The 26,126-nt window shown below is 62.6% G+C and carries 18 protein-coding genes, 1 tRNA gene and 1 pseudogene; 8 read left to right on the plus strand and 12 right to left on the minus strand.

Translation table 11 applies throughout. The annotated features are described in order from the left end of the window. Window positions 1-100: 100 nt before the first annotated feature. Window positions 101-988 carry a UTP--glucose-1-phosphate uridylyltransferase GalU gene (galU, locus tag AC070A_RS17465; RefSeq protein WP_112996739.1) on the minus strand — a complete coding sequence of 296 codons (888 nt, stop codon included), beginning with the start codon at window positions 986-988 and terminating at the stop codon, window positions 101-103. Window positions 989-1,387: 399 nt separating this feature from the next. On the opposite strand from galU, the gene AC070A_RS17470 reads away from it, so the two are divergent. Both AC070A_RS17470 and AC070A_RS17475 read left to right on the plus strand, forming a co-directional pair. Continuing rightward, window positions 1,388-2,608, plus strand: coding sequence for a lytic murein transglycosylase (locus tag AC070A_RS17470; protein WP_058325318.1), 1,221 nt, complete (start codon window positions 1,388-1,390; stop codon window positions 2,606-2,608). A 134-nt stretch (window positions 2,609-2,742) separates the two neighbouring features. After that, a complete protein-coding gene (locus tag AC070A_RS17475) occupies window positions 2,743-3,996 on the plus strand; it encodes an SGNH/GDSL hydrolase family protein (protein ID WP_058325319.1) in 1,254 nt (417 codons plus the stop codon). A gap of 297 nt (window positions 3,997-4,293) precedes the next feature. Here AC070A_RS17475 and AC070A_RS17480 read toward each other — a convergent pair whose 3' ends face one another. Both AC070A_RS17480 and gltB read right to left on the minus strand, forming a co-directional pair. Continuing rightward, the gene (locus AC070A_RS17480; RefSeq protein WP_058325223.1) at window positions 4,294-5,751 is read right to left on the minus strand and encodes a glutamate synthase subunit beta; all 1,458 of its coding nucleotides are present in this window, start codon (window positions 5,749-5,751) and stop codon (window positions 4,294-4,296) included. Between the two features lie 108 nt (window positions 5,752-5,859). Further along, window positions 5,860-10,500: pseudogene (gene gltB / locus AC070A_RS17485) on the minus strand (glutamate synthase large subunit); the annotation flags it as partial. Between the two features lie 637 nt (window positions 10,501-11,137). Between gltB and AC070A_RS17490 the strand changes: the two are divergent. Further along, a complete protein-coding gene (locus tag AC070A_RS17490) occupies window positions 11,138-12,184 on the plus strand; it encodes a threonine aldolase family protein (RefSeq protein WP_112996741.1) in 1,047 nt (348 codons plus the stop codon). A 76-nt stretch (window positions 12,185-12,260) separates the two neighbouring features. On the opposite strand, the gene AC070A_RS17495 is transcribed toward AC070A_RS17490, so the two are convergent. Continuing rightward, the gene (locus AC070A_RS17495; RefSeq protein ID WP_112996742.1) at window positions 12,261-13,118 is read right to left on the minus strand and encodes a LysR substrate-binding domain-containing protein; all 858 of its coding nucleotides are present in this window, start codon (window positions 13,116-13,118) and stop codon (window positions 12,261-12,263) included. A gap of 95 nt (window positions 13,119-13,213) precedes the next feature. Between AC070A_RS17495 and AC070A_RS17500 the strand changes: the two genes are divergently transcribed. Beyond that, a complete protein-coding gene (locus AC070A_RS17500) occupies window positions 13,214-14,203 on the plus strand; it encodes a bile acid:sodium symporter family protein (protein ID WP_112996743.1) in 990 nt (329 codons plus the stop codon). 218 nt (window positions 14,204-14,421) lie between these two features. Here AC070A_RS17500 and AC070A_RS17505 read toward each other — a convergent pair whose 3' ends face one another. Continuing rightward, window positions 14,422-14,883 (minus strand): Hsp20 family protein, encoded by a 462-nt coding sequence (locus AC070A_RS17505; RefSeq protein ID WP_057254625.1) that lies wholly within the window; start codon window positions 14,881-14,883, stop codon window positions 14,422-14,424. Between the two features lie 386 nt (window positions 14,884-15,269). Between AC070A_RS17505 and AC070A_RS17510 the strand changes: the two genes are divergently transcribed. Beyond that, window positions 15,270-16,235, plus strand: coding sequence for an alpha/beta fold hydrolase (locus AC070A_RS17510; RefSeq protein WP_057254624.1), 966 nt, complete (start codon window positions 15,270-15,272; stop codon window positions 16,233-16,235). Between the two features lie 72 nt (window positions 16,236-16,307). Here AC070A_RS17510 and hisN read toward each other — a convergent pair whose 3' ends face one another. Then, a complete protein-coding gene (gene hisN / locus AC070A_RS17515) occupies window positions 16,308-17,081 on the minus strand; it encodes a histidinol-phosphatase (RefSeq protein WP_112996744.1) in 774 nt (257 codons plus the stop codon). Between the two features lie 338 nt (window positions 17,082-17,419). After that, a complete protein-coding gene (locus tag AC070A_RS17520) occupies window positions 17,420-18,301 on the minus strand; it encodes an N-formylglutamate amidohydrolase (RefSeq protein WP_112996745.1) in 882 nt (293 codons plus the stop codon). A gap of 199 nt (window positions 18,302-18,500) precedes the next feature. Between AC070A_RS17520 and cpdR1 the strand changes: the two genes are divergently transcribed. From cpdR1 to AC070A_RS17535, 3 genes are all read left to right on the plus strand, one after another. Next, window positions 18,501-18,866, plus strand: coding sequence for a response regulator CpdR1 (gene cpdR1, locus AC070A_RS17525; RefSeq protein WP_034786813.1), 366 nt, complete (start codon window positions 18,501-18,503; stop codon window positions 18,864-18,866). Between the two features lie 271 nt (window positions 18,867-19,137). Beyond that, a tRNA-Val gene (locus tag AC070A_RS17530) sits at window positions 19,138-19,212 on the plus strand. A gap of 283 nt (window positions 19,213-19,495) precedes the next feature. Continuing rightward, window positions 19,496-20,188: an alpha/beta fold hydrolase gene (locus tag AC070A_RS17535; RefSeq protein ID WP_057254621.1), complete on the plus strand. Its 693-nt coding sequence runs from the start codon at window positions 19,496-19,498 to the stop codon at window positions 20,186-20,188. Between the two features lie 129 nt (window positions 20,189-20,317). Here the strand turns inward: AC070A_RS17535 and AC070A_RS17540 are convergent, their stop codons facing one another. The 5 genes from AC070A_RS17540 to dapA all read right to left on the minus strand — a co-directional run bounded on the left by AC070A_RS17540 (window position 20,318) and on the right by dapA (window position 26,115). Continuing rightward, window positions 20,318-20,998 carry a peroxiredoxin-like family protein gene (locus tag AC070A_RS17540; protein ID WP_058325920.1) on the minus strand — a complete coding sequence of 227 codons (681 nt, stop codon included), beginning with the start codon at window positions 20,996-20,998 and terminating at the stop codon, window positions 20,318-20,320. 128 nt (window positions 20,999-21,126) lie between these two features. After that, window positions 21,127-24,387, minus strand: coding sequence for an adenylate/guanylate cyclase domain-containing protein (locus AC070A_RS17545; protein WP_112996777.1), 3,261 nt, complete (start codon window positions 24,385-24,387; stop codon window positions 21,127-21,129). Window positions 24,388-24,605: 218 nt separating this feature from the next. Then, a complete protein-coding gene (locus AC070A_RS17550) occupies window positions 24,606-24,866 on the minus strand; it encodes a hypothetical protein (RefSeq protein WP_112996746.1) in 261 nt (86 codons plus the stop codon). Window positions 24,867-24,898: 32 nt separating this feature from the next. Next, window positions 24,899-25,090 (minus strand): hypothetical protein, encoded by a 192-nt coding sequence (locus tag AC070A_RS17555; protein ID WP_058325233.1) that lies wholly within the window; start codon window positions 25,088-25,090, stop codon window positions 24,899-24,901. Between the two features lie 86 nt (window positions 25,091-25,176). Beyond that, window positions 25,177-26,115: a 4-hydroxy-tetrahydrodipicolinate synthase gene (dapA, locus tag AC070A_RS17560; RefSeq protein ID WP_113132257.1), complete on the minus strand. Its 939-nt coding sequence runs from the start codon at window positions 26,113-26,115 to the stop codon at window positions 25,177-25,179. Window positions 26,116-26,126 lie beyond the last annotated feature (11 nt).

A 26,126-nucleotide genomic window follows, 5' to 3' on the forward strand; every position in this document is an offset into this window, starting at 1 on the left:
CCGGCAAAGCTAGAGCGGTAACAACACTCATTGCCAGCAGCCAATGAAAAAGGCCGCATTCCTCGGGGAACGCGGCCTTCTCGTTTCGGTGGAACCGAAATTACCTCAGGCTGCGGAGCAGGCTCTTCAGCGGCCCCTCGACGCTCGGGCGGATGTCGCCGCGTTCCAGAGCAAAGGCAACGTTTGCCAGGATGAAGCCGTCCTTGGCGCCACAGTCATAGGTGTCGCCACGGAAGTGATAGGCGGCGAACTGCTGGCTGTCGGAGAGCTTGAGCATGCCATCGGTCAGCTGGATTTCGTTGCCGGCGCCGCGCTCCTGCTTTTCGAGGATCGGGAAGATCTCCGGCTGCAGGATGTAGCGGCCGTTGATGAAGAAGTTGGACGGGGCTGTGCCCGGTGCCGGCTTCTCGACCATCTTGGTGATCTTGAAACCATCGCCCACCTTGTCGCCGACGCCGACGATGCCGTATTTGTGGGCCTGGTCGGGTGCGCATTCCTCGACGGCGATGACGTTGCCGCCGCTCTGCTCATAGAGCTCGACCATGCCCTTGAGGCAGCCCTTTTCGCCCTTCATGATCATGTCCGGCAAGAGCAGCGCAAACGGCTCGTTGCCGACGAGGTCACGGGCGCACCAGACCGCGTGGCCGAGGCCGAGCGGGGCCTGCTGGCGGGTAAAGCTGGTCGTGCCGGCCTTCGGCAGAATGCTGTCGAGCAGGGCGATCTCGGCCTTCTTGTTGCGCTCGCGCAGCGTCTGATCGAGCTCGACCTGAATGTCGAAATAATCCTCGATCACCGCCTTGCTGCGGCCCGTGACGAAGATCAGATGCTCGATGCCGGCTTCCAGCGCCTCATCGACCACATATTGAATGACCGGCTTGTCCACCACCGTCAGCATTTCCTTCGGCACGGCCTTGGTAGCCGGCAGGAAACGTGTGCCCAGCCCTGCGACTGGGAACACGGCTTTGCGGACTTTACGCTTGTCGGTCATCGATACCTCCTTGATAGGAACTCACTCATAAGTCTTACCGGATGGTCCCGGACTACAATCCGTCTGAAACCATACAGCGCTCCGTAATGGAGCCGCAATCTCTATGCCGTCAGCTGAACACAGCCTGAACCGACGGAACAAATGCATATGCGAACTCCACGACCATGGCTTGACATTTTCTACAGCGGAAGACGCCACCACAATTTCATGGTAAAGGGTTTGTTGACCACGTTTCTGTAGATTCGTTGCAATCCGGCAATGCAACAATCGCGGCCGGATCCGAAACAGGAGCCGCCGACGACTGCCCCCACCGTCGAGGCTGGCCCCAGACTGCCACCTTGCGGAGTGATTCGGGCCATGACGGCCGAAGCCCCCGCAGAGAAACGGAACCGACAGCTGATGATCAGAAACCGCAGGACGTTTTTCCGTCATATCGCAGCCGCCCTCGTCCTATCCGCCGCAACACTCGGCACCGCGCCCGCGCGCGCCGATGCCGGATTCCAGAACTGGATCAACGAATTCTACACGACGGCCGCCAAGGCCGGCATCAGCAAGTCGACCTATCGCCAGGCCTTCGCCGGCGTGAAGTCGCCTGACCAGACGGTGATCGAGAAGGCGAACTACCAGCCGGAGTTCAAGCACAAGATCTGGGAATACATCGATTCCCGCGTGAACCCGTACACCAAGCGCGTCGGCCAGGAGATGGCGACGAAGCACGCCCGCACGCTGAACGCGCTGGAAAAGCACTTCGGCGTCGACAAGACCATCCTGCTGGCGATCTGGTCGATGGAATCCAACTACGGCGCCGTGCTCGAGAAGGATGACCGCCTGCACTATGTGCCGCGCGCGCTCGCCACCCTTGCCTATGCCGATCCGAAGCGCTCGAACTACGCCAAGAAGCAGCTGATCGCCGCGCTGAAGATCCTCCAGAGCGGCGACATCACGCCGCGCGAGCTGACCGGGTCCTGGGCGGGCGCCATGGGCCACACCCAGTTCATCCCGACGAGCTACCTGCTCTATGCGGTTGACGCCGACGGCAACGGTCACCGCGACATCTGGAACTCGGTGCCCGATGCGCTGGCGACCGCCGCCAACCTTTTGAAGAAGAACGGCTGGCAGCCGGGCGAAACCTGGGGCTACGAAGTCGCGCCGCCGGCAAATGCCGCGAAATATTCCGGCCAGACGAAGACGCTCGCCGAATGGGCGTCGCTCGGCTTCGGCCGACCCAACGGCAAGGGCTTCCGCAACGGCAGCATACGCGCCGAACTCAAGCTGCCGAGCGGTGGCGAGGGTCCCGGCTTCCTGATGACCAAGAACTTCTTCGTCATCAAGCGCTACAACGCCTCCGACAGCTACGCTCTCGGCGTCGGCCTTCTTGCCGACCAGATCGCCGGCTATCAGGGCATGCAGCAGCGCTGGCCGCGTCCGGACGGATCGCTCGACATCAGCGAAAAGTTCGAACTGCAGAACCGCCTGAAGGAGCTCGGCTACTACAGCGGCGAAGTCGACGGCAATTTCGGTTCCGGCTCGAAGGCCGCGATCCAGGCGTTCCAGTCGAAGAACGGCCTGGCGCCGGACGGAGAGCCGACCCAGATGCTGCTGCGCGCCCTTCGCAACTAGCGGCTCGAAACGGTTTCACGATCGCCACATCCGTGAGATAAATGACGAGTAGCGCGCTGCACCCCGTGCGGCGCACTGAAACGTGAGGGCGGTTGAAAACCGGCGAACACGCGATCAACGGGGCAGAAGAGCAGATGACGAGCAAGCGCCGCAACCAACCGCGCCGAACGCCCTTCGGGATTGCGACGATCTGCATCGCCGCAATGGCGATGGTCGCCGTCAGCCTCTTTGCAAGCTTTGCCGAGGCGCAGGAGCGCGCCCAGCGGCGCACCCTGTTCCAGATGCTCTTCGGCGGCTTGTCGCGCGAGCGGCCGGTCTACGAAGACCGCACCTATTTCCCTGAGCAGCCGCGCCCGAAACGCCAACGCCAGCAGCAACAGCAGCGCCAGAAGGGCCAGGGGCAACAGAAGCAGAAGCCGAAGATCGCCGATGCACCGGCAGTCGCGCCGGTGGTGGTGGAGAAAGCGCCCGACGCCAAGAAGGTTCTGGTCGTCGGCGACTTCATGGCCGGCAGCCTCGGCGACGGCCTGAAGACCGCCTTCGAGATGACGCCCGGCATCGCCGTCGAGACACGGGCGAATGGCTCGTCCGGCCTGGTGCGCGAAGACTACTTCAACTGGCCGGGCACGCTTCCCGGCTACGTCGGCGAGTTAAAGCCATCCGTGATCATCATCAGCCTCGGCGCCAACGATCGGCAGCAGATGCAGATGGGCGACGTCAAGGAGAAGTTCCGCAGCGATCTCTGGACCGAGGAGTATCGCAAGCGCGTCAATGCGCTGGCGGCCCTTGCCCGCAAGGAGAAGCTGCCGGTTCTGTGGGTCGGCATGCCGCCGTTCCAGTCCGCCGCAATGACCGCCGACATGGTGACCTTCAACGGCATTTATCGCGAGGAGATCGAGAAGGTCGGTGGCCAGTTCGTCGACATCTGGGATGGCTTCGTCGACGAGGGCGGCAAATTCGTCCTGACCGGCTCCGACATCAACGGCCAGCAGGTTCGTCTGCGCGGCGCCGATGGCATCAACCTCACCAAGGCCGGCAAGCGCAAGCTGGCTTTCTACGTCGAGAAGGACATTCGCCGGTTGCTCGGCGATGCCGCCGCGACGGACAAGAACGTGCCCGGGGCGGGCGAACTCAAGGACCTGGTGGTGACGGCGCCGCTCGGCAACGAGGATATCGTCAAGACCCAGCCGATCGGCTTGACCGATCCGGCGCTGGATGGCGCGGGGTCCCTGCTTGGCAACGCCGCCCCGGACAAGGGCAATGGCAAGAGCCCGCGCGACCTTTTGGTCGACAAGGGCGATATCGCCGCCGCACCGACCGGCCGCGTCGACGACTTCCGCCTGTCGAAGCCAAGCACTGTCATCAGCAATCCGGTGATCCGCAACTAAAGCCTGTTGCGCAAAAGTGCGCAGCGGTTTTGCGGTATGCGATATATCAAAAACTTAAAGCGCAAGGAGCGAATCTGAAAGATCGCGACGCGCTTAAGAGCAATTCCAGGAAAAGTGTGAAGCGGTTTTCCGTCCGGAATTGCGCTATTTCAGAGACTTAGATCATTTCACCGTTTCGACGAAACAATGAAATGATCTAGAACCAGCCGCGGCCCAAGGCTGTCGGGCCTCCGGCAACAGCCCACAAAAAAGCCCCGCATCTCTGCGGGGCTTTTTTCATGCTTGGGAGTAAACCGTTTATCGCGGCAGGGTGGTTGAGCCCATCAGCGCCTCGTCGATCGCACGCGCCGCCTGGCGGCCTTCGCGGATCGCCCAGACGACCAGAGACTGGCCGCGACGCACGTCGCCCGCGGTCCAGAGCTTCTCGACCGAGGTCTTGTAGTCGCGCTCGTTGGCAACCACGTTGGTCGAGCCGCGGCGGTCGGTGTTGAGCGTCAGCTTGTCGCCGAGATCCTTGAGCACGCTGCTGGTAAACGGACCGCGGAAGCCGATGGCGATGAAGGCAAGATCCGCCTTGATGATGAACTCCGTGCCGGCGACCGGCTTGCGGCGATCGTCCACCTGGCAGCACTTCACGCCGGTGAGGTTGCCATCCTCGTCGCCGATGAATTCGAGCGTCGCCACCTGGAACTCGCGGATAGCCCCTTCGGCCTGGCTGGACGAGGTGCGCATCTTCGTTGCCCAGAACGGCCAGACGGCAAGCTTGTCTTCCTTCTCCGGTGGCTGCGGTCGGATGTCGAGCTGGGTCACCTTGACTGCGCCCTGGCGGAAGGCAGTGCCGACGCAGTCCGACGCGGTATCGCCACCGCCGACGACCACGATGTGCTTGCCGCCGGCAAGGATCGGCTGCGACGGCCAGCCGACGCTGTCGATGTTCTCGCGGCCGACGCGGCGGTTCTGCTGCACGAGATAGGGCATCGCATCATGCACGCCGGCGAATTCGACACCGGGGATGCCCGCGTCACGCGGCGTCTCCGAACCGCCGCAATAAAGCACGGCATCGTGGTCGTCGAGCAGGCGCTGCATCGGCACGTCAACGCCGACATTGATGCCGCAGTGGAAGGTGACGCCTTCGCCCTTCATCTGTTCGACGCGGCGGTCGATGAAGTTCTTCTCCATCTTGAAGTCCGGAATGCCGTAGCGCAGCAGGCCGCCGGCCTTGGTCTCGCGCTCGTAGACGTGAACTTCGTGGCCCGCGCGGGCAAGCTGCTGGCCTGCCGCCATGCCGGCTGGGCCTGAGCCGATGACCGCGACCTTCTTGCCGGTCTTGGTGACGGCCGGCTGCGGCACGATGTAGCCCATCTCATAGGCCTTGTCGGCGATCGCCTGTTCGATCGTCTTGATCGCCACCGGCGTGTCTTCGAGGTTCAGCGTGCAGGCTTCCTCGCACGGCGCCGGGCAGACGCGGCCGGTGAATTCCGGGAAGTTGTTGGTCGAATGCAGGTTGCGGATCGCCTCATCCCAGTTGCCGTTGTAGACGAGGTCGTTCCAGTCCGGGATCTGGTTGTGCACCGGGCAGCCGGTCGGCCCATGGCAATAGGGGATGCCACAGTCCATGCAGCGAGCAGCCTGCTTCTGCACTTCCGGTTCTGACATCGGAATGGTGAATTCACGGAAATGGCGAATGCGGTCGGATGCCGGCTGGTACTTTGCCACTTGCCGGTCGATCTCGAGAAATCCAGTTACCTTACCCATCGTACTATCCTGAAAGCTTTGCGTCTGAACAGGCGCTTTTGACAAGCGCGCGTGAGGGACCCCCGAACCAGTCTGTGATGAACCGGGAGCCTTGGTCACCGGGGCCTCCTATTCAGCCGCCTCTGCCATTTTCATGCGTTCCATATCCTCGAGCGCACGGCGGTATTCGACCGGCATGACCTTGCGGAATTTCGGCCGGTAATCCGTCCAGTGATCGAGAATCTCCTTCGCCCGGGGCGAACCCGTGTGGTGAAGGTGGTTGGATATCAGCTGATAGAGCCGCTCTTCATCGTGACGCGTCATGTCGCCGGAGACGTCGACCATGCCCTTGTGCATGATGTCGCCGCCGTGGTGATGCAGCTTCTCGAGCATGTCGTCCTCTTCCGGAACCGGCTGCAACTCGACCATCGCCATGTTGCAACGACGGGCGAAATCGCCTTCCTCGTCCAGCACATAGGCAACGCCGCCGGACATGCCGGCCGCGAAGTTGCGGCCCGTCGTGCCGAGAACGACGACGACGCCGCCGGTCATGTATTCGCAGCCATGGTCACCCACGCCCTCGACGACCGCGACCGCACCGGAGTTGCGCACGGCGAAGCGCTCGCCGGCAACGCCGTTGAAGTAGCACTCGCCCGAGATCGCGCCATAAAGCACGGTGTTGCCGACGATGATCGATTCCTGCGGAACGATCGTCGCGTTTTCCGGCGGCCGGACGATGATGCGTCCGCCCGAAAGACCCTTGCCGACATAGTCGTTGCCGTCGCCCACCAGGTCGAAGGTGATGCCGCGTGCCAGGAACGCGGCGAAGGACTGGCCGGCCGTGCCCCTCAGGGTCACGTGGATGGTGTCGTCCTTCAGGCCCTTGTGGCCCCAGCGCTTGGCAAGCGCACCGGCGAGCATCGCACCGGCCGAGCGGTCGACGTTCTTGATCGCAGCTTCGATCTTGACCGGCGCCTTGGTTTCGAGCGCGACCTTGGCTTCCTCGATCAGCTTGCGGTCGAGAATGTCGTCGATCGGGTGCTTCTGGCGTGTGGTCCAGTAGGTCTCTTCCTTGGCGGCTTCCACCTTGTGGAAGATCTTCGAGAAGTCGAGGCCGTTCGCCTTCCAGTGGGCAAGCGCACCGTCCTTTTCGAGCAGCTCGGAGGCACCGATGATCTCGTCAAGCTTGCGCACACCAAGCGAAGCCAGGATCTCGCGCACTTCCTCGGCGACGAAGAAGAAGTAGTTGATGACGTGCTCGGCCGTGCCCTTGAAGCGCTTGCGCAGAACCGGGTCCTGGGTGGCGACACCGACGGGACAGGTGTTGAGATGGCACTTGCGCATCATGATGCAGCCGGCGGCAATCAGCGGCGCGGTGGCGAAGCCGAACTCGTCGGCACCGAGCAGCGCCCCGATGATGACGTCACGGCCGGTCTTGAGACCGCCGTCGACCTGAAGGGCGACGCGCGAGCGCAGGCCGTTCAGCACCAGCGTCTGCTGGGTCTCGGCAAGGCCGATTTCCCAGGGGCTGCCGGCGTGCTTCAGCGAGGTCAGCGGCGAGGCGCCGGTGCCGCCATCGAAGCCGGCGACGGTGATGTGGTCGGCGCGCGCCTTGGCGACACCAGCGGCAACCGTGCCGACGCCGACTTCCGAGACGAGCTTGACCGAGACGTCCGCTTCCGGATTGACGTTCTTCAGATCGTAGATCAGCTGCGCCAGATCTTCGATCGAATAGATGTCGTGGTGCGGCGGCGGCGAGATCAGGCCGACGCCAGGCGTCGAGTGACGGGTCTTGGCAACTGTCGCATCGACCTTGTGGCCGGGCAGCTGGCCGCCTTCGCCGGGCTTGGCGCCTTGCGCCACCTTGATCTGCAGCATGTCGGCATTGACCAGGTACTCCGTGGTCACGCCGAAGCGCCCGGAGGCGATCTGCTTGATCGCCGAACGCTCGGGGTTCATCGAACCGTCCGGCAGCGGCAGGTAACGGTCGCTTTCCTCACCGCCCTCGCCGGTATTCGACTTGCCGCCGATCCGGTTCATGGCGATTGCCAGCGTCGTGTGCGCCTCGCGGCTGATCGAGCCGAAGGACATGGCACCGGTCGAGAAGCGCTTGACGATGTCGGTAGCCGGCTCGACCTCGTCGACCGAGATCGGCTTGCGGCCGAGAGCCTCGGCGCTCTTCACCGTGAACAGGCCGCGAATGGTGTTCATGCGCAGCGCCGAGTTGTTCACCATCTCGGAGAATTCGCGATAGCGGTCCTGCGCATTGCCGCGCACGGCATGCTGCAGAGATGCGATCGCGTCCGGGGTCCAGGCGTGGCTTTCACCGCGCATGCGGAAGGCATATTCGCCGCCGATGTCGAGCGTGTTGGCAAGAACCGGGTCGGCACCGAACGCCGCCTTGTGGCGGGCGACGGTCTCGGCCGCGATCTCTTCGAGGCCGATGCCTTCGATCGTCGTCGCCGTGCCGAAGAAGAACTGGTTGACCAGCTTCGACGACAGACCGACGGCGTCGAAGATCTGCGCGCCGCAATAGGACTGGTAGGTCGAAATGCCCATCTTGGACATGACCTTGAGGATGCCCTTGCCGACGGCCTTGATGTAGCGATAGACGACCTCGCTCGCATCGACCTCCTTCGGGAACTCGCCGCGCTTGTGCATGTCGATCAGCGTATCGAAGGCGAGATAGGGGTTGATCGCCTCGGCGCCGTAGCCGGCGAGCAGGCAGAAGTGGTGCACTTCGCGTGGTTCGCCGGATTCGAGCACGATGCCGACCGAGGTGCGCAGGCCCTTGCGGATCAGGTGGTGGTGCACGGCGGCGGTCGCAAGCAATGCCGGGATCGCCACGCGGTCCGGACCGACCTGGCGGTCCGACAGCACGATGATGTTGTAGCCGCCCTTCACCGCCGCTTCCGCGCGTTCGCAGAGACGGTCGAGCATATCGGGCATGCCTTCGGCACCGCGCGAAATGTCATAGGTGAAGTCGAGCGTCTTGGTGTCGAAGCGATCCTCGGTGTGACCGATCGAGCGGATCTTTTCGAGATCGCCATTGGTCAGGATCGGCTGGCGCACCTCGAGCCGCTTGGCATGGGCCATGCCCTCGTGATCGAGGATGTTCGGGCGCGGTCCGATGAAGGAGACGAGGCTCATCACCAGCTCTTCGCGGATCGGGTCGATCGGCGGGTTGGTAACCTGCGCGAAGTTCTGCTTGAAATAGGTATAGAGCAGCTTGCGCTTGTCCGACATCGCCGAGATCGGCGTATCGGTGCCCATCGAGCCGATCGCCTCCTGGCCGGTCGTCGCCATCGGCGACATCAGGATCTTGGTGTCTTCGAGCGTGTAGCCGAAGGCCTGCTGGCGGTCGATGAGCGAGACGTCGCGACGCAGCGCGCGCGGCTCCACCGGCTTCAGCTCTTCGAGGATGAGCTGGGTGTCTTCAAGCCACTTGCTATAGGGGTGCTTCTGGGCGAGCGAGGACTTCACCTCCTCGTCGGAGATGATGCGGCCCTGCTCCATATCGATCAGCAGCATCTTGCCCGGCTGCAGGCGCCACTTCTTGACGATCTTGTCCTCGTCGACCGGCAGCACGCCGGATTCCGAAGCAAGGATGACGCGATCATCAGAGGTGACGATGTAGCGGGCCGGACGCAGGCCGTTGCGGTCGAGCGTCGCGCCGATCTGGCGGCCATCGGTGAAGGCGACTGCCGCCGGTCCGTCCCACGGCTCCATCAGCGCCGCATGGTATTCGTAGAAAGCCTTGCGCTCGGGCGACATCAGCTGGTTGCCGGCCCAGGCTTCCGGGATCAGCATCATGACAGCATGCGACAGCGAGTAGCCGCCCTGCACCAGGAACTCGAGCGCGTTGTCGAAACAGGCGGTGTCCGACTGGCCTTCATAGGAGATCGGCCAGAGCTTGGAGATATCCTCGCCGAAGAGCGGCGAAGAAACCGACGCCTGGCGCGCCGCCATCCAGTTGACGTTGCCGCGCAGCGTGTTGATTTCGCCGTTATGCGCGACCATGCGGTAGGGATGCGCGAGCTTCCACGACGGGAAGGTGTTGGTCGAGAAGCGCTGGTGCACGAGCGCCACCGCGCTCTCAAACCGCGGATCGGACAGGTCCTTGTAATAGGCGCCGACCTGATAGGCGAGGAACATGCCCTTGTAGACGATCGTCGAGGACGACAGCGATACCGGGTAGAAATTGCTCTCCTCGCCCTTGTATTCGTCATAGATGCGGTTGGAGATCACCTTGCGCAGAGTGAAGAGACGACGCTCGAACTCGGGGTTCGTGGCGGCGTCGCGGCCGGCACCGATGAAGATCTGGACATGGCGCGGCTCGGTCGCGGCAATCTCGGGCGCCTTCGAGAGCGAGGAATTGTCGACCGGCACGTCGCGGTAGCCGATGAGCACCTGGCCCTCTTCGACGACGACGTCTTTGATCACCTGCTTGAAGTGTTCGACGAGCGCATCGTCCTGCGGCATGAAGATGTGACCGACGGCATATTCGCCCGCCTTCGGCAAAGTGATGCCCTGCTTGGCCATCTCCTCGCGGAAGAAGCGGTCGGGAATCTGCACGAGAATGCCCGCGCCGTCGCCCATCAGCGGATCGGCGCCGACGGCACCGCGGTGCGTCAGGTTTTCGAGCATGAACAGGCCGTCGCGGACGATCTTGTGCGACTTCTGACCCTTCATATGCGCGACGAAACCGACGCCGCAGGCGTCATGTTCGTTGCGCGGATCGTAGAGACCCTGTTTTCGCGGCAGGCCAGTCGGGAATGCGGGCGTTTTTTCAGCCGTCGCAACGCTGTGTGCGAGGTTGAGCCCAGATTGCTGTGATGGCGAATGATCCGTCATCGTTTTCCCTCCTGTTAAACCCGGCACTGCCGGGCATGGCACCGCCCGCGCATGGCTCTTCGTTGCGCGCAAAGGCACGCCAAAAAGCCGGGGCACTATCGTCTCATGATCCTGATCAGGTCGCAAATAAGCACGGCATCATCAGGCACTGATGTCTGCGACCATCCTGACGGCAGGCGATAACAACCGGATGAAATCCGGCAAATCCCCCCGCTTCGCACGCCGGGTGCCATTTTTTTAGGCACTCGCGGCGATTGTTCCGGTCCCTAGACCGAAATAGGACAGCAAACCTGTCCTATTTCATGTGCTCTATGCCAGAAACTACCCCCCTCCGCAAGAGGCATATGAGCAAATAATAGAGAAGATTTTGCCGAACGTTGCCGGAAGTTTCCGGCTTTTATAATTTAATTACGGCTTTCCGGCGTTTTCTTCCTTTTGGTTTCAAACTGGTCTCCAGTTGGCCTTTCGGCCGCTGACCGTGATTGATCCGGCCGAGAACTCGGCTAAGGTCGGCCAAATCCGTCGAAAAGACTGTAATACAGGGTGGAATGTGATGATTTTTTCGTCTGACAACTGGGCTGGCGCCCATCCCGCGATTGCCGAAAGCCTGATGGCGCATGCAGGCGGATATGCGTCCGCCTATGGCACCAGCGACCTCGACCGGAAGGTGGAGAAGAAGTTCGCGGAAATCTTCGAAAAGGATGTCGCAGTCTTCTTCGTCGGCACCGGAACGGCCGCCAATTCGCTGGCACTTGCGACAGCCAACCGCGCAGGCGGCATCGCCTTCTGCCATCGCGAAGCGCATGTCATCGCCGATGAATGCGGCGCGCCGGAATTCTTCTCGCACGGCGCCAGGCTGAAGCCTGTCGACGGCCCCCGCGGCAAGATGGAGGCCGCGCGCCTCGAAGCCGAGATTCGGCGCTTTCCGCTCGACAATGTCCACGGCGGCCAGCCGACGGCGGTCTCGCTGACGCAGGCAACGGAAAGCGGCACGGTCTATTCGCTTGCGGAGATCGAGGCGATCGCTGCCGTTGCCAAGGCGCATAAGTTGCCACTGCATATGGACGGTGCCCGCTTCGCCAATGCGCTCGTCGGCCTTGGCGCAACGCCCGCTGAAATGACCTGGAAGCGCGGTGTCGATCTCGTCTCCTTCGGCGGCACCAAGAACGGCTGCTGGTGCGCCGAAGCGCTGGTGCTCTTTGATCTCTCGAAGGCGCACGAAATGCACTTCCTGCGCAAGCGCTCGGCCCAACTCTTCTCCAAGTCGCGTTTCGTCTCCGCACAGTTCGACGCCTACTTCGCCGGCGATCTCTGGCTGAACCTCGCGCGCCATGCCAACGCGATGGCCGCACGCCTCGCCGAGGGCATTGCCGCCTCGAAGACGAGCCGCCTCGCCTGGCAGGCGGACGCCAACGAGGTTTTCCCCATCATCAGGAAAGACGTGGCCACGAAGCTCAGGCAGGATGGCGCCGTCTTCTACGACTGGCCCGTGCCCCACGACCTCGATGGAAGTCTTGCGCCGGATCAGGGTCTCTACCGCCTCGTGACCAGCTTCGCGACGAAGGCCGACGATGTCGACCGGTTCGTCGCCGCCTGCTGAAGCAGTACCAGGAAAACGGCGAACGCTTTTCCGTCCGGACGACCATCCCGCCACCTGAGCGGGGTGATCCCCCGTATCAAGCCTGTCCCTGCAGCGTCCTCACATTGGAGAGGATCTCGGCCGAAAGTGCTGCACTCAGCTTGCGGTCGACGCCCTTGCTCGGCACCAGCACGAACTCGACGTCTTCAAGCGGCGGCAGGGCGCCGGCGGGTATCTCCTTCAACCCCTGCGGCACCATGCTGCGCGGCTGCACGAGCACGCCCATTCCGGCGCGCGCGGCCGCCGTCAGCCCGCTGAGGCTGCCGCAGGTACAGACGATGCGCCATGGTAGGCGATGCCGGTCGAGCACTTCGAGCGCGACGCTGCGGGTGATGCTCGGCGGCGGGAAGGCGATCAGCGGCAGTACCTTGTCACGCCTGATCCTTTCAGGGTCGCGGGCGAGCCAGACGAGCGGCTCGCGATAGACGAGCTCGCCTCTCACGTCGCCGAGCCTGCGCTTGGCGAGCACGAGGTCGATCTCGCCGTTGTCCTGCATCTGGTAAAGCACGCCGCTGAGCGCCACGGTGAGTTCGAGATCGACCGACGGATGCGCCCGGACGAAATCTTCGAGAACCGCCGGCAACCGGCTCATGACGAAATCCTCGGAAACACCAAGCCGCAGGCGACCACGCAGACTGCTTTCGGCAAAAAGCGCCCGAACCTCGCCGTCGATCGCCAGCATCGAACGCGCATGGGCAAGCAGTGCCAGCCCATCCGCCGTCAGCGACACGCGGTGGGTATCGCGGGCGACCAGGGTTCGCCCGAGCGAGGCCTCAAGCCGTTGAATATGCTGGCTGACGGTCGATTGCCCAAGCGACAGTTTCTCCGCCGCCTGCGTGAAACTGCCCATCTGTTCGAGCGCGACGAAGCTGCGCAACTGCACGAGATCCAGCATGGCTCATCCCAAATCGCGATAACTGTTATTCCTTGCATCCTGCTTCATAATGAGTGATCCCGGCAAGACGTTTCATCACCAGCAAGTGACCGGATATGCGCCGCTACCTTCCCGATACCTTCACCATCCTGCTTCTGGCGACGCTGCTATTGGCATCCGTCCTGCCGATCCATGGTGAGGCGACCGCCTGGTTCGGATTGGCGACCAAGGTGGCGGTCGGCATGGTCTTCTTCCTGCACGGCGCCCGCCTCTCGCGCGACGTGGTGATCGCCGGCATCCTGCACTGGCGGCTGCACCTGACGATCCTCGCCTCCACCTTCGTGCTCTTCCCGCTGATCGGTCTTGCAATCGACTTCGTCCCGACCTCGATCCTTCCGCAGTCGCTCTACACCGGCATCCTCTTCCTCTGCGTGCTGCCCTCGACGGTGCAGTCGTCGATCGCCTTCACCTCGATGGCCGGCGGCAACGTGCCGGCCGCGATCTGCTCGGCGTCTGCGTCCAACATCTTCGGCATGTTTCTGACGCCGCTTTTGGTCGGGCTGCTGTTTACCGCCGGCGGCCACGGCAGCGTCACGCTCGACGCGCTGAAGCAGATCCTGCTGCAATTGCTTGCACCCTTCGTCATCGGCCAGCTGTTGCAGCCCTTGATCGGCAACTGGATCCGGGCGCGCAAGGGCCTCTTGGCGCCCGTCGATCGCGGTTCGATCCTGATGGTCGTCTATCTCGCCTTCAGCCAGGCGGTGACATCGGGCCTTTGGCAGACCTATTCGCTGGCAGATCTCGGCGTTCTCGTCGTCATCGAAATCGTCATGCTGTCGCTCGTGCTTGCCGTCACCATGTTCGGCAGCCGCCTGCTCGGCTTCGACAAGGCGGATGAGATCGCCATCACCTTCTGCGGCTCGAAGAAGAGCCTTGCGAGCGGCGTTCCGATGGCGAGCGCCATCTTCGCCGGGCAGAACATCGGCGCGATCGTTCTGCCGGTGATGCTGTTCCACCAGATCCAGCTGATGGCCTGCGCCGTCATCGCACAGCGCTATGCCGCCAAGAAGCAGACGTCTGCCGTGCCCGCGCCGGCCAGATCCTAAAGCCTGTCGCGCAAAAGTGCGCAGCGGTTTTGCGACAACGACATGCGAAACATCAAAAACTTAAAGCGCAAGGAGCGAATCTGAAAGATCGCGACGCGCTTTAGAAAGTCAGGAAAAGTCCGAAGCGGTCTCCGTTCGGAACTACGTGATTTCAATGAACCAATAAAAAAGCGGCGCCCCTGGGGGACGCCGCCTGTCTTGGGAGATTGTCTTCGCGGTTAGAGGGTCTGGGCCTCGATCTGCTTCGGCTGCGAGGCAACGGACGAAATCTCGATCCGGCGGGGCTTGGCTGCTTCCGGAATCTCGCGGGTGAGGTCGATGTGCAGCAAGCCGTTCTTCAGCGAAGCGGACTTGATCTCCACGTGATCGGCGAGCTGGAAGCGACGCTCGAAGGCACGCTTGGCAATGCCGCGATGGAGAAACTGGCTTTCGTCGCCCTTTTCCTCGGCTTTTTCGCCCTTGACCGTCAGCGTGTGCTCACGGGCCTCGATCGAAAGCTCGCTCTCGTCAAAGCCGGCAACGGCCATGGTGATGCGGTAGGCGTTTTCGCCGGTGCGTTCGATGTTGTAGGGCGGATAGGTCTGAGCTTCACCCGGCTGGCCGAGGCTGTCGAGCATCGTGAACAGGCGATCAAAGCCAACGGTGGAACGGTAAAGGGGAGAGAAATCAAAGTGACGCATTGTGTCCTCCTTGGAGCAACGGTTTGCGATGTCTGGTCGGCCACCCCATTCTGGCAGCGGCAAGACCGGTGAACGGACCCGTCTTCGGCGCCCGTGACCCTGATTTGGGGAGGCAAATTCGCGACTTCAAGACGCGAGCGCTTACGATTTTCCCGTGAACCCGACATGAACGGCCGCTTCGGCTTCCGTTCAGCCCCGGTGGGCTAGAAGAAAACTCTGGGCGGCAACTCCCAGGCTGAAGTGATACGTCCCTTCCTCTTCAGCAGCCGGAAACGGTGATCGTCCGGATTTCACCCACCGTTTCCGGCTTTTTTCTTTGACGACGGAGACCCTGCCGCCTATCCCTTGATGATACCGATCAACCCGCTCTTGGCCGTCACCACGTCATGACCTCGATCCTCCACTCGACACCGGACAATCCGACCCCGGAAAACTACGTGGCTGGGTTCTTCGATGGCGTCGGCGGTCGCAAGATTCGCTACGCGATCTTCAGGACGAAACAGCCTGTTGCGCGCGGCACGGTCGTCCTGCTGCAGGGCCGCAACGAATCGATCGAGAAATATTTCGAGACGATCGCTGATCTCACGGCTGCAGGTCTTTGGGTCGCAACCTTCGACTGGCGCGGCCAGGCGGGCTCCGAGCGGCTGCTGCCACACCCGGGCCGCGGCTACGTCGACCACTTCTCCGACTATGAACGCGACCTCAGCACCTTCCTCGAACAGATCGTGCTGCCGGATACGCGCCTGCCCTTCTCGATCGTCGCCCATTCCATGGGTGCGCTCGTTGCCCTGTCGCTGGCACCGATGCTAGCAAGCCGGATCGACCGGCTGGTGGTGCTGGCACCCTTCGTCGGCCTTGGCGGACAGGCGCTCGGCGAGCCCAGCATTGCGGCGATTGCGACCCTCATGCGCTGCATCGGCCTCGGCACCCTGCCGGCCCATCCCGACAAGGGCAACCGCCCGTTCGAAAGCAACGTGCTGACGGCGGACCGGCGCCGCTACCTGCGCAACATCGCACTGACCGACACGCATCCGGAACTGAGGCTTGGCCCGCCCACCGCGCGCTGGCTGAGCGAGGCCTTCCGCGCCATGCGCCGCGTCATCCGTCGCGAGCATCTGACGCGCATCACCCTGCCGACGATCATCCTGGCGCCGACGGCTGACCGTCTGGTGCCGCATCTCGCCGTCGAGTGGTTGGCGCGCAACTTCCGCGCCGCCCAGATGATCCCGATCGATGGCGCCCGCCACGAACTGCTGCATGAAGCGGATCGCTATCGCGCCCAGGCGATGGCCGCGATCCTTGCCTTTGTCATCCCCGAAGAGGGTGACGAACGCGAAAACAGCGCCGCCTGATACAGGCGGGCACACTCGCCAATCGTTTGATTTTGCATCTCGCTTCGGAATCAGCGCCGGAGCGTGGCGGCCTCAGCCTTTGAGGATTTCCAGCGCCTGAGCATGCAGTTCGGCGCTGCCGGCAGCGATGACTTCACCACCCATTTCCGCCGGTCCACCCTGCCAATTGGTGATGATGCCGCCAGCCTGCTCGATCAGCGGAATGAGGCCGCCGACATCGTAAGGCTTCAGTCCACATTCGACCACCAGGTCGATGTGGCCGGCGGCGAGCAGCGCGAAGGCGTAGCAATCGCAGCCGTATCGGAAGAGCCGGACCTTGCTCTGCAGCGCCTCGTAGCGAGTCTTGAACGCGCCGGTGTAGAGGTGCGGCGATGTGGTGAACAGCACCGCATCCGAAAGCGAATTGCATGCACGGGTCGAAAGCACCTTTTCGCCACCGGGACCCCGGTAGGTCGCCTTCTCACCATCGGCGAAATAGCGCTCCCCGGTGAACGGCTGATCCATCAGGCCCATGACCGCTTCGCCATTGCGATAGAGGCCGATCAGCGTGCCCCAGACCGGCAGGCCGGAAATGAAGGCGCGCGTGCCGTCGATCGGGTCGATGACCCACACATATTCGCGGTCGAGCCCGACATTGCCATGCTCTTCGCCAAGGATGCCATGCTCCGGAAAATGCTTCTCGATCAGCGCACGGATCGCAGCTTCCGCCGACTGGTCCGCTTCCGTTACCGGATCGAAGCCGCCTTCGATCTTGTTGACCACGCTGGTGCCGATCCGGAATCGCGGCAGGGTCTCTGCCTTGGCAGCTTCAGCAAGGCGATCGAAGAAGGCGCGGTCAGGCAGCATGGCTCTCTCTCAGGGAAGCATGACGAAGGAAGGTTCGTCCTGCATAGACGAAATTTACCGAAAGGCAAACGCGCTGATGCGATGGCAGCAGCGACCAAATCGCCTGTGTTTTCAGATTTCTAGCGTTTCAATCGGTTCAGATACCGCTTTGGACTGAAAAACGTTTGATGCACTGCAAAAGTCTTCACTGCTTCAACTTGACATTTGTGCAGTGCAATATTAAGGTTTGGGTACAGTCACCTGTGACTGTAAATACCCTCCTTGGGTGTTTCCTCCCTAGACTTGACCGCGCCGTTGGCGCGGTTTTTTTTGAAGCTCCCCGACAGAAAATCTTGAAGTCACTCCGCTGCGAGCGGGAGGTAGGCGCCGTAGTCTTCGACATGGCGGGCAAGCGACGCGACGAAGGTCGTGAGATCTGCGACCAGCGCGCCGAAGCCGGGCTTGCGCACCAGCGTCGTCTCATCCACATAGAGCGCCCGGTTGATTTCGATCTGCAGCGCATGCAGCCCGCGTGTCGGGCGACCGTAATGCTCGGTGATGAAACCGCCGGCATAGGGCTTGTTGCGCACGACGCTATAGCCGAGCTGCTGCAACAGATCGACGGCGGCGCGCGACAGTTCACCCGCGGCACTGGTGCCGTAGCGGTCGCCGATGATGAAGTCGGGACGCTGGGCGCTGCCGGGCAGATGCACGTTCCCGGGCATCGAGTGACAATCGATCAGCACCGACAGGCCGAACTGCACGTGGGTGCGCGCGATCAGTTTGCGCAGGGTGGCATGGTAGGGCTTGTAGATCGTCTCGATCCGCGTCAGCGCGTCTTCCACCGGGAAACGTCCGCGGTAGATCTCCATGTTCTCGGCGACCAGCCGCGGTATCGTGCCGAGGCCGCCGGCGACACGCATCGAGCTGATATTGGCGTGCGGCGGCAGCGGGCCGTCGAACATGCGCGGGTCAAGCTCATAGGGCTCACGGTTGACGTCGAGGAAGGCGCGCGGGAAATGCGCCAGCAGCATCGGCGCTCCGAGAAAAGTCGCGTTCTGGAACAGCTCATCGACATAGTGGTCTTCCGACCGGCGAATCGAAACAGCGTCGAGCCGCGACTGATCGAGAAAGCGCTGGGGATAGGACCGGCCGCTATGCGGTGAATTGAACACAAAGGGAATGCGCTGGATCGGAGGTTCCAGGACCTCAAACAGTTCCCTCTCCGCAATTTCCCCCATCTGAACCCTTTTTTACCATATGCGGTTCTTACAATTGTCATCATGTTGCCAGTTGGTCCGCTCTGTGTCCATAGTGACCAATCACAGCTCCCGGGGAATTGACGTCCCGCGTTCACGAGATATTTACCGCGTTGGGGTTTGGATAAAACGCCGCAATCTACGCGCAATAAACTGAAAAAAGAGAAGCACGGCCGAATTCATGACTGCGAAAATCCTTCTTGCCGAAGACGACAACGATATGCGCCGGTTCCTGGTCAAGGCGCTCGAAAAGGCCGGCTACAAGGTCATGTCCTACGACAACGGCGCCAGCGCCTATGACCGGCTTCGCGAGGAGCCATTCTCGCTTCTCCTCACCGACATCGTCATGCCCGAGATGGACGGCATCGAGCTGGCGCGCCGCGCGACCGAACTCGATCCGGACCTCAAGGTCATGTTCATCACCGGCTTTGCCGCCGTTGCGCTCAATCCCGACTCCAAGGCGCCGAAAGATGCCAAGGTGCTTTCGAAGCCCTTCCACCTCCGCGACCTCGTCGACGAGGTCAACAAGATGCTGGCCGCGGCTTAAGCGACTAGTTTTCCACAGTCGCTGCCGCTTGCGGCACACTGTGGCGACAAGCCAAGACGATTTCCGATCGACCGCCGCGATCCACAAGGATCTCCGGCGGTCTTTTCGTTTCAAGGCCTTAGCAGGAATCCCGCAAATCCGGGCCCTCGCCACGCCGCCGCGACCGACCCCCGGATGGGAAAAAACATGCCTTCGAAATTTCTGTCAAAAAACCTTCGAAAACCCTATTGACGCGACAACGGGTTTTGTGGTCTATGCGCCGACATCGGATGGGCGTGTAGCTCAGCGGGAGAGCACTACGTTGACATCGTAGGGGTCACAAGTTCGATCCTTGTCACGCCCACCATTCGAATTCCAAGGGCCTTTCGAGAAATCGAGAGGCCCTTTTCGTTTGTCCCGGGACGCGCCGGTTGGCGACACCCTCCACCCATCCCAATTCTGTACGAAGTTTAATGTCTTGCGCCATGGAAGCGCCCCGTTCCGCGCCCTAGTTTGCATTCGCAATCCGATCGCACCCGCAGACCTTTAATCGCATCCGTGACCAACGGCCGGCCACCCATCTCGCGTCTCGATACGCGAACGCGACGTCGTGCCGACCACATCTTCTCTGAATGAGAAAGGAACGGACAATGCCTGCCGTCAAGAACATCCTGCTCGTACACGGCGCCTGGGGCGATGCTTCCCATTGGCGTCACGTGATCCCGCCACTCCACGCCAAGGGCTACAGGATCGCTGCAGTGCAGAACCCACTGACCTCGCTTGCCGACGACATCGAGCGCACGCGCAAACTGGCGGAATCGCTTGATGGCCCGACCCTGCTTGTCGGCCACTCCTATGGCGGCGCGGTGATCAGCGGCGCCGGCCATGCAGCCAATGTCGTTGGCCTCGTCTATGTCGCGGCCTTCGCGCCGGATGAGGGCGACAGCCTCGGCAGCATTTTTGCGCGGCGTAATCCACCCTCCGGTGCTGCCAGTATCCGCCCCGACAAGGATGGCTTCCTCTGGTTGGCGCAAGACACCTTCCGCCAGAGCTTCGGCCAGGATTTGAACGAGACCGACGCGCTGGTCATGGCGGTGACGCAGAAGCCGATTGCCGGGCGTTGCTTTGAAGACGAGGCCGGCCCCCCGGCCTGGAAGGAAAAGCCGAGCTGGTACCAGGTATCGCGCCACGACAACATGATCCCGCCGGAAACCGAACAGTGGATGGCTGAACGCATCAAGGCAAAGAAGATCATCACCCTCGACGCCAGCCACGCCTCGCTTGCATCGCATCCAAAGGAGATCGTCGCGCTGATCGACGAGGCGATCGCTTCACTCGGCTAAAGTATGTCGCGCAAAAGTGCGCAGCGGTTTTGCGATAACATCGCGACGAAAAACCCCGTCGATCACCGGACCGACGGGGCCTTGTTCCAGGATCACCGCCAACCGCCGTCGACGGCCAAAGTCGACGCCTTAATGCACCATGGCGGAGGCGGCGGACATCAATTCGTCGCGACGCGGGGCTCCGAACATGTTCTGGCCGCCGTCCGGTACTTCCGTGAAACTCCAGCGCACAACGCCATCACGATCGAGCAGGAACTCGCCGACGAGTTGCCCGGCCCCGGTCGCCATCATCCGTTCGTCGGCCTCGGTGATCTGGTAGCCTTCCGCCTTGTCGAGATAGGCCATAGCTGCGATCGGGTCCATCGGTTCCGGCAATTCGCCCGGCATATTCACCTTCATCGCCATGATCGTCTTCTGGGCGATCTTGTACGGCCAGGCGTCCTCGTCCTCGGTGAATTCGAGGTTGGGCAGCCCGAACGCCCGATGCGAGACCCGTTCGGGATCGGCGGCGGCCAGCAAATTCGGCACAGGATGATAACGGAAATAGAGGCGCGCTCGATCGATCGGCGTATTGACCACCGTCAGGCTCTCGATGCCCCGCTCCCGCAAGGCGCCGTCGAGTTGCGCCATGGCGGCGATCTGCCGTCTGCAGAACGGACAATGCAGGCCGCGGAACAGGCCGACCAGGACCGGTTTGCGGCCGCGAAAATCATCAAGGGCGATCTGACCTTCCTGCGTGATTGCGTCGAGCACCACATTCGGCGCCCGATCCCCCGGCTGCAACGGCCGTCCACTCAGCGGCTCAACCATGTTTCATCTCCTCATCCCGGCCGGAACGCTCCTGGTACGCCTTGTGGCAAGGCAGGCGCTTTTTCTCCGGCAAGCTGTGCGCAGCAATCAAAACGTGGACGCCGCGCCCCAGGCGACGATCGGAAATATCAGTCGAGAAACGGCAAAATCATCAACGCCTCGGGATCGAGACCATGTTGCGCACATATGTCTCTCGCCAAGGCGAAGTACCTTTCCGCTGCATCGAGATCGCCGGCGTCCAGGCAAAGCGTCGCCAAGCCATCATAACACGGAAACAGGAGCTGCGCCTCTTGCGTTTCTCCGCAAAGGTCGAGCGCCTCCTGATAAAGGCCGCGGGCGACATCTGCCCGGCCATGACACTGATGGATCTGGCCGAGCACCAGCAGCGACACCGGCAAGTGGTCGCGCTGGTCGAGTTCCCGGTCAATCGCAATCGCGCGCTCGGCTGCCGGCACGCCGTCCGGCGCACAGCGATCGGTGAAGGTGCAATAGGCGACGGCAAGGTTGGCGAGCAGGCGCGCCTGAAAACCGAGGTCGCCGATACGCCTTGCCATGTCGAAACCGCAGCGGCAAACCTCAATCGCACGTCTCGGATCGGTGACCGCGTAGAACACCGCCAGATTGGTATAGCCGCGGCAGGCGGCATTCAACAGGTTCGCGCCTTCCGCTGCCGCGACGCTTCGCTCGACGATACCGATCGCTTCGGCGCTGCGGCCAAGGCGGGCAAGCGTCACGGCCTTGGTGTTCAGCGCTTCGGCCATGACCCGCATCGCCTCCCGCTCAGTCTCTGGGGTCTCCGGCGTATATGCCGCAATGCGATCCAGGGCGTCGTCCGCCGCCTTGAGGGCGCCGGCATAGTCTCCCATGCGGAAGGCGAGGTGGCCGCATTCCTGTGAAAGATGCGCACCTTCAATCGGCGCGCTCACGCCTTCGAGCAGCTCGGCGGCTGCCGCGAAGGAAGCCAACGCCTCGTCACGCCGCCCGGTTTCCCAGAGATGATGGCCGAACTTGCGCCGGATTCGTGCCGCGGCAATCCGGTCGTCCATGGCGCTGTAAATCTCCAACAGTGCGCCGTAGTGCTGAACCGCCGCCTCACGCTGGCCGGTCGGGCCCAGGAGATCAGCGACGCGTTCGCGTGCGGCAAGCCATTCGGGGCCCTGTTCGCCGGTGGCCGCCAGTGCCGCCATCGCCTGTTCATAAAGCCGGATGGCATCATCATTGGCATAGAGCGCCCGCGCCCGGTCTCCGGCCGCGACCAGGTAATGTGCGCCCTTGGCCTTCTGTTCGGAGAGGCCGAAATGGTGGCCGAGCAGCGCCATTTCCTCGGGCCGGTCGGTATCCTCGCCGAACCGGCGCTCCAGCACCTTGCCGATTAATGCATGCCCGTCCGTGCGCCGACTGAGCAGCAGATTGTTGTAGACCACCTCCTGCAGCAACGTCTGGGTAAACCGATAGGTCTGTGTGCCCAGGAACCCGCCGCCGTCCCTGGCTTCTTCGATGATCTCCGCATCGCAGAGCAGATCAAGAATCGTATCCACCGGTGTCCGCCCCGAAACCGCTTGCAGCAGATCCGCATCGAATCGCGGCCCGATCATCGCAGCGTGGTGCAGCATTCGGCGGGCGTCCGGCGGTAGCCGATCGACGCGGCCGAGCAGTATCGCCTCGATGGTCACCGGAATGTCGGCGGCCGCTTCGCGCTCCAACACCCGCCAGGTCGAGCCGACCCGCTGCACGGCGGATACATCGATCAGGCCGCGCACGATTTCCTCGATGAACAGGGGATTGCCCCCGGCCCGTGCCAAGATGCGCTCGGCGAGCGCCTGAGGCAGCCCATCCCTACCGAAGAATGCCGCAAGCAGCCGACGCCTGTCGGCTTCCGAAAGCGGTGCGAGGCGCAACGCCGTCAAGTTTGTATGGCCGGGCTTCAGCTGATCGGCATCGGCGTCGGGCCGCTGGGTGGTCAGCAGCATCAACGGGCTGCCTTCCGTCCGCTCGAGGACGAAGGATATGGCCTCGAGCGAGGCAGCGTCGGCCCAGTGCAAATCCTCGATCACGAGCAGTAAGGGCGTTCGTGACAGGCGTCGTTCAAAAATCGCCCTCACCCCTGCGAAAAGCTGCCGGCGCATCTGTTCCGGCTCCACATGGCGCAACAGCTCATCCTGGGAACCCAAGCCCAGGATCCGCAGAAACAGTGGTACGAGCTGTTCGAGCTTGTCTTGCGCAAATCCGATCTCGGCCAGTCCCGCGGCGAGTAGCTCTGTCGTCCGCTGCAGGCTGTCGCTCATCGAAATCCCGTAGGCACCGCGCAGCACCGCCGCGAGAACGCCATAGGACGGTTCTCCGAGCGACGAACTGCCGGCGCGGCGAACGACGACGTTCGAAAAGCGCGGATCCGCGGCCACCCGTTCGAGGAATTCTTTGATCAGCCGCGATTTTCCGAGCCCTGCCTCTCCCGTCAGACGCACCAGTTGCGCCGTCCCGCCGCAGGCAAGCTCGAGGCAATCAATGAGGCGCTTCATCTCCGCCTCACGTCCGATCAGCGGCGCACCGAGCCCCAGCGCTTCGAGACCGCGTGCCGTGCGCGGTGCCTCCAGAGACTGCGTCAGCCTGTAGACCTCGACGCTTTCCGCTTTGCCGCGCAGCGTCATCGCGCCAAGCGCCTCGTAGGCAAAGGCGTGGCAGGTCAACCGATAGGTCACAGGCCCGACGAGGATCTCCCCAGGCCCTGCCAGCGTTTGCAGCCGCTGCGCCGTGTTGACTGCGTCGCCGGTCACCGAATAGGCCTTGCCGTCGCCAGCGCCCAAACGCCCCGCCACGACGGTTCCGGTGTTGAGCCCGATATGGAGGTTCAGTGGCTCGCCGATCCGCCGCTGCCAGCGTTCGCCGACCCGCCTTGCCCGAACGGTCATGTCGAGCGCAGCACGAAGCGCTCTCTCGGAGTCGTCTTCGTGCGCCACCGGCGCGCCGAAGAGGGCCAGCAACGCGTCGCCGATGAATTTGTCGACGAAGCCACCGTAAGCCTCGACCGCCTCGGTCAGTTCTTCGAAGAGTTCGTTCTGGAAAGCCCTGAGGACTTCCGGATCCACCTGCTCGCTGAGACCAGTAAAGCCGCAGAGGTCGGCAAAGAGAATGGTGGCTGTGCGGCGGTCGGCGCCCGCCTCCTCTCCGCCAGAAGGTCGCGCCCGAGGCGTCTGTGCCGTCGCAGGTGGCGAAACCGTCGGCTTTATTGGTGCCGGGCTTCCAAGCCGGGTGCCGCAGGTGGGACAAAAGGAGAAGTGTGGCGGGCAGAGTGCGCCGCAACCGGGACACGGGCTATGCTGCTTGGCACCGCAATTCGGGCAAAACGCAAACCCGCCTTGGATCTCGCAACCGCACTCGTGGCAGTTCATCGACGACGAACCTTCGAACGAACCAGGCTGGCACGGCGAATGCGGAGCCAGCCGGGACATGATGGCTTCGAAAGAATGGACCCGCGTCACCTGCTTTGCAAGCAACAGCAACAATCTCGATGGGAGACCGCGAATGCGGCCTTCTCCAGGGCCTCCCGACGGTTTCCCGATCGAACAGTCCGGCAATGGTTCGTCGGCAATGTCGGCCTCAAGCGCTGTCAGGAGTGGGCACGGCGCGGCTTCGGTGGACGGGAAAACGTATCGAGATCGATGGCTGCACCTTCCGGCGCGCGGCACACCTCCTCCGGATGCCGATCGCTGGCCTCGACGGCGAAGTGGATCGCCGCCGTCTCGTTGGTGAAGAGGCCGCCAACGACGCCCTTGCGGTCGGAAACGACCCACCAGCCGTGCCTATCGCGGCCAACGACGAAACGTGCGCGCGCGCGAAAACCACGCCGAATCTGCTGCGTACTGTCCATGATGGAATGATCCTCGTTGATCGGAAAAAGGCTTAACCGGCAATCCACGGAATGGCGGCCTGGATGCCATAGGCAAGGCCGAGAACGATACCGAGGCGGACGCCGATGCCGAGAAAGGCGTCGCGAACCGCGCTGTCGTTATCCTGGCGGTTCTCGATGTTTTCGTTGCCCTGGGCGCGTCGGCGCTGTTCGGCCTGAGCGGCAAGATGCGGCAAGCGTGACATGATCTGTCTCCTTTTTGACATAAGGTCCCGCGCACCGAGCTCAACGAATGAGGGGATGCTGGCAGGACGGGAATTGTTGAGGGAACTCAGCTCGCGAGCGCGATGCGGACGCCGCGGCCGATATGGGTGGAGGACGGAAGTTCGGTGAGCGGCTCGAGTGCCGCACGAATCTCGGCCGCCGTTTCCGCCGCAACCGGCGTCAATGGCAAGCGCAGTTCGGGGCTGAGGGCCCGCGCCAGGTGCAGCGCATATTTGATCGGTCCCGGATTGGTCTCGCGCTCGAGCGCCACCAGCAACGGCCTTATCCGTTCATGGATGGCAAGCGCCGCCCCTGTATTGCCGGTCGTGATTGCCTGATGCATCGCCACCACCAGCCGCGGAACGACATTGGACGCCACCGATATGGTGCCGTGTCCGCCGCAAAGATTGAACGGCAGCGCCGTCTGGTCATGGCCGGAAAGCGGACGAAGGCAGTTTTTCAGCTCAGCCGACATCGAAAGAAGCCAGCCGATGTCGCCGGTCGCATCCTTGATGCCGACGATGCCGGGAAGCTCCGCCAGCCGCTCGAGCGTTCGCGGTGTCAGATCGACGCCGGTGCGGGCGGGCACGTTGTAGAGGATGACCGGCAAATCGACCGCCCTGGTGACCGCCTCGAAGTGCCGATAGAGCCCCTCCTGCGACGGCTTGCTGTAATAGGGCGCGACAATGAGCACCGCATCGGCGCCGAGCGCCTTGGCTTCCGCCGTCAGGTCGATCGTCGTCTCGGTACTGTTGGTGCCGGTTCCGGCGATAACGGGGATCTTCCGCTCGGCGACCTCGACGCAGCGCTCGATCACCATTGTCCGCTCGGTACGCGACAGCGTCGGCGCCTCGCCGGTGGTACCGCAAGCGACGATGCCGGAGATGCCGTGGCGTATCTGCCATTCGACCAGCGACATCAGACCGGCGACATCGACCTTGCCGTCGCGAAACGGTGTGACGAGCGCCGTGATCGCCCCGTCGAGGCGCAACGAGTGCATGTTCATGGAAATATCCT

The sequence above is a fragment of the Ensifer sp. GW101-20A05 genome (assembly GCF_059424735.1).

Bases quoted from the DNA above. Each gene is read 5' to 3' on its own strand.
- galU (WP_112996739.1), bottom strand. From the start codon at position 988: ATGACCGACAAGCGTAAAGTCCGCAAAGCCGTGTTCCCAGTCGCAGGG.
- AC070A_RS17470 (WP_058325318.1), top strand. From the start codon at position 1,388: ATGATCAGAAACCGCAGGACGTTTTTCCGTCATATCGCAGCCGCCCTC.
- AC070A_RS17475 (WP_058325319.1), top strand. From the start codon at position 2,743: ATGACGAGCAAGCGCCGCAACCAACCGCGCCGAACGCCCTTCGGGATT.
- AC070A_RS17480 (WP_058325223.1), bottom strand. From the start codon at position 5,751: ATGGGTAAGGTAACTGGATTTCTCGAGATCGACCGGCAAGTGGCAAAG.
- AC070A_RS17490 (WP_112996741.1), top strand. From the start codon at position 11,138: ATGATTTTTTCGTCTGACAACTGGGCTGGCGCCCATCCCGCGATTGCC.
- AC070A_RS17495 (WP_112996742.1), bottom strand. From the start codon at position 13,118: ATGCTGGATCTCGTGCAGTTGCGCAGCTTCGTCGCGCTCGAACAGATG.
- AC070A_RS17500 (WP_112996743.1), top strand. From the start codon at position 13,214: ATGCGCCGCTACCTTCCCGATACCTTCACCATCCTGCTTCTGGCGACG.
- AC070A_RS17505 (WP_057254625.1), bottom strand. From the start codon at position 14,883: ATGCGTCACTTTGATTTCTCTCCCCTTTACCGTTCCACCGTTGGCTTT.
- AC070A_RS17510 (WP_057254624.1), top strand. From the start codon at position 15,270: ATGACCTCGATCCTCCACTCGACACCGGACAATCCGACCCCGGAAAAC.
- hisN (WP_112996744.1), bottom strand. From the start codon at position 17,081: ATGCTGCCTGACCGCGCCTTCTTCGATCGCCTTGCTGAAGCTGCCAAG.
- AC070A_RS17520 (WP_112996745.1), bottom strand. From the start codon at position 18,301: ATGGGGGAAATTGCGGAGAGGGAACTGTTTGAGGTCCTGGAACCTCCG.
- cpdR1 (WP_034786813.1), top strand. From the start codon at position 18,501: ATGACTGCGAAAATCCTTCTTGCCGAAGACGACAACGATATGCGCCGG.
- AC070A_RS17535 (WP_057254621.1), top strand. From the start codon at position 19,496: ATGCCTGCCGTCAAGAACATCCTGCTCGTACACGGCGCCTGGGGCGAT.
- AC070A_RS17540 (WP_058325920.1), bottom strand. From the start codon at position 20,998: ATGGTTGAGCCGCTGAGTGGACGGCCGTTGCAGCCGGGGGATCGGGCG.
- AC070A_RS17545 (WP_112996777.1), bottom strand. From the start codon at position 24,387: ATGAACTGCCACGAGTGCGGTTGCGAGATCCAAGGCGGGTTTGCGTTT.
- AC070A_RS17550 (WP_112996746.1), bottom strand. From the start codon at position 24,866: ATGGACAGTACGCAGCAGATTCGGCGTGGTTTTCGCGCGCGCGCACGT.
- AC070A_RS17555 (WP_058325233.1), bottom strand. From the start codon at position 25,090: ATGTCACGCTTGCCGCATCTTGCCGCTCAGGCCGAACAGCGCCGACGC.
- dapA (WP_113132257.1), bottom strand. From the start codon at position 26,115: ATGAACATGCACTCGTTGCGCCTCGACGGGGCGATCACGGCGCTCGTC.